This is a genomic window from Pantoea sp. ME81, assembly GCF_903970985.1.
GTDB lineage: Bacteria > Pseudomonadota > Gammaproteobacteria > Enterobacterales > Enterobacteriaceae > Pantoea > Pantoea communis.
Genome location: NZ_CAJCKS010000316.1, coordinates 1 through 2376 on the forward strand (window position 1 = coordinate 1; position 2376 = coordinate 2376).

Below are 2376 nucleotides of genomic sequence, written 5' to 3' on the forward strand. Positions count from 1 at the left end.
GCTCTTTAACAATTTATCAGACAATCTGTGTGGGCACTCGCAGGATTGATATCAGCGTCTCCGGACGTAAAAAATATCAAGTCTCACGAGTGAACACATAATGAAATTCATTATGACGTTTTACAGATGAGCATCGCTGCACTTGTTGCAGCAAATCAAACTTTAAATTGAAGAGTTTGATCATGGCTCAGATTGAACGCTGGCGGCAGGCCTAACACATGCAAGTCGAACGGTAGCACAGAGAGCTTGCTCTCGGGTGACGAGTGGCGGACGGGTGAGTAATGTCTGGGAAACTGCCCGATGGAGGGGGATAACTACTGGAAACGGTAGCTAATACCGCATAACGTCTTCGGACCAAAGTGGGGGACCTTCGGGCCTCACACCATCGGATGTGCCCAGATGGGATTAGCTAGTAGGTGGGGTAATGGCTCACCTAGGCGACGATCCCTAGCTGGTCTGAGAGGATGACCAGCCACACTGGAACTGAGACACGGTCCAGACTCCTACGGGAGGCAGCAGTGGGGAATATTGCACAATGGGCGCAAGCCTGATGCAGCCATGCCGCGTGTATGAAGAAGGCCTTCGGGTTGTAAAGTACTTTCAGCGGGGAGGAAGGCGATGGAGTTAATAGCTTCATCGATTGACGTTACCCGCAGAAGAAGCACCGGCTAACTCCGTGCCAGCAGCCGCGGTAATACGGAGGGTGCAAGCGTTAATCGGAATTACTGGGCGTAAAGCGCACGCAGGCGGTCTGTCAAGTCGGATGTGAAATCCCCGGGCTTAACCTGGGAACTGCATTCGAAACTGGCAGGCTAGAGTCTTGTAGAGGGGGGTAGAATTCCAGGTGTAGCGGTGAAATGCGTAGAGATCTGGAGGAATACCGGTGGCGAAGGCGGCCCCCTGGACAAAGACTGACGCTCAGGTGCGAAAGCGTGGGGAGCAAACAGGATTAGATACCCTGGTAGTCCACGCCGTAAACGATGTCGACTTGGAGGTTGTGCCCTTGAGGCGTGGCTTCCGGAGCTAACGCGTTAAGTCGACCGCCTGGGGAGTACGGCCGCAAGGTTAAAACTCAAATGAATTGACGGGGGCCCGCACAAGCGGTGGAGCATGTGGTTTAATTCGATGCAACGCGAAGAACCTTACCTACTCTTGACATCCAGAGAACTTAGCAGAGATGCTTTGGTGCCTTCGGGAACTCTGAGACAGGTGCTGCATGGCTGTCGTCAGCTCGTGTTGTGAAATGTTGGGTTAAGTCCCGCAACGAGCGCAACCCTTATCCTTTGTTGCCAGCGGTCCGGCCGGGAACTCAAAGGAGACTGCCAGTGATAAACTGGAGGAAGGTGGGGATGACGTCAAGTCATCATGGCCCTTACGAGTAGGGCTACACACGTGCTACAATGGCGCATACAAAGAGAAGCGACCTCGCGAGAGCAAGCGGACCTCATAAAGTGCGTCGTAGTCCGGATTGGAGTCTGCAACTCGACTCCATGAAGTCGGAATCGCTAGTAATCGTAGATCAGAATGCTACGGTGAATACGTTCCCGGGCCTTGTACACACCGCCCGTCACACCATGGGAGTGGGTTGCAAAAGAAGTAGGTAGCTTAACCTTCGGGAGGGCGCTTACCACTTTGTGATTCATGACTGGGGTGAAGTCGTAACAAGGTAACCGTAGGGGAACCTGCGGTTGGATCACCTCCTTACCTGAAGATACCTTCCCGCGAAGTGCTCACACAGATTGTCTGATAGAAAAGTAACGAGCAGAAAAAACCTCTACAGGCTTGTAGCTCAGGTGGTTAGAGCGCACCCCTGATAAGGGTGAGGTCGGTGGTTCAAGTCCACTCAGGCCTACCAAATTCGCACTCATGCGGCGTTATGTACTCAGTCGTTTACCCAACAGTAAACGTCCTTCGTACATGCCTTGCCTGAGCACGAATTACCGTTTTCAAAAAACGGGACTCCTGGTGAGTGGTAGTAGTGGTCTCTGCAGTAACTGTATGGGGCTATAGCTCAGCTGGGAGAGCGCCTGCCTTGCACGCAGGAGGTCAGCGGTTCGATCCCGCTTAGCTCCACCATTACAGTGACTCAAAACAATACTTCAGAGCGTACCGGCAACGGTGTGCTGCGAAGTATTATGCTCTTTAACAATCCGGAACAAGCTGAAAATTGAAACGACACGTCGCGTTCATTCTCCGTAATAAGAATGAAGCTAACGATGTGTTCGAGTCTCTCAAATGCTTGCAGTCTGCATGCGTTGTAAAACGCCTGTGGGTTGTGAGGTTAAGCGACTAAGCGTACACGGTGGATGCCCTGGCAGTCAGAGGCGATGAAGGACGTGCTAATCTGCGTAAAGCGTCGGTAAGGTGATATGAACC

Annotated in this window: 2 tRNA genes and 2 rRNA genes; all 4 read left to right on the forward strand. The window is 52.3% G+C overall.

Going from position 1 to position 2376, the window contains the following annotated elements:
- Positions 1–164: 164 nt before the first annotated feature.
- Positions 165–1704, forward strand: a 16S ribosomal RNA gene (locus H7A81_RS26835).
- Positions 1705–1778: 74 nt separating this feature from the next.
- Positions 1779–1855: transfer RNA gene (locus H7A81_RS26840), tRNA-Ile, on the forward strand.
- Positions 1856–2000: 145 nt separating this feature from the next.
- A tRNA-Ala gene (locus H7A81_RS26845) sits at positions 2001–2076 on the forward strand.
- A 203-nt stretch (positions 2077–2279) separates the two neighbouring features.
- Positions 2280–2376: ribosomal RNA gene (locus H7A81_RS26850) — 23S ribosomal RNA — on the forward strand; the annotation flags it as partial.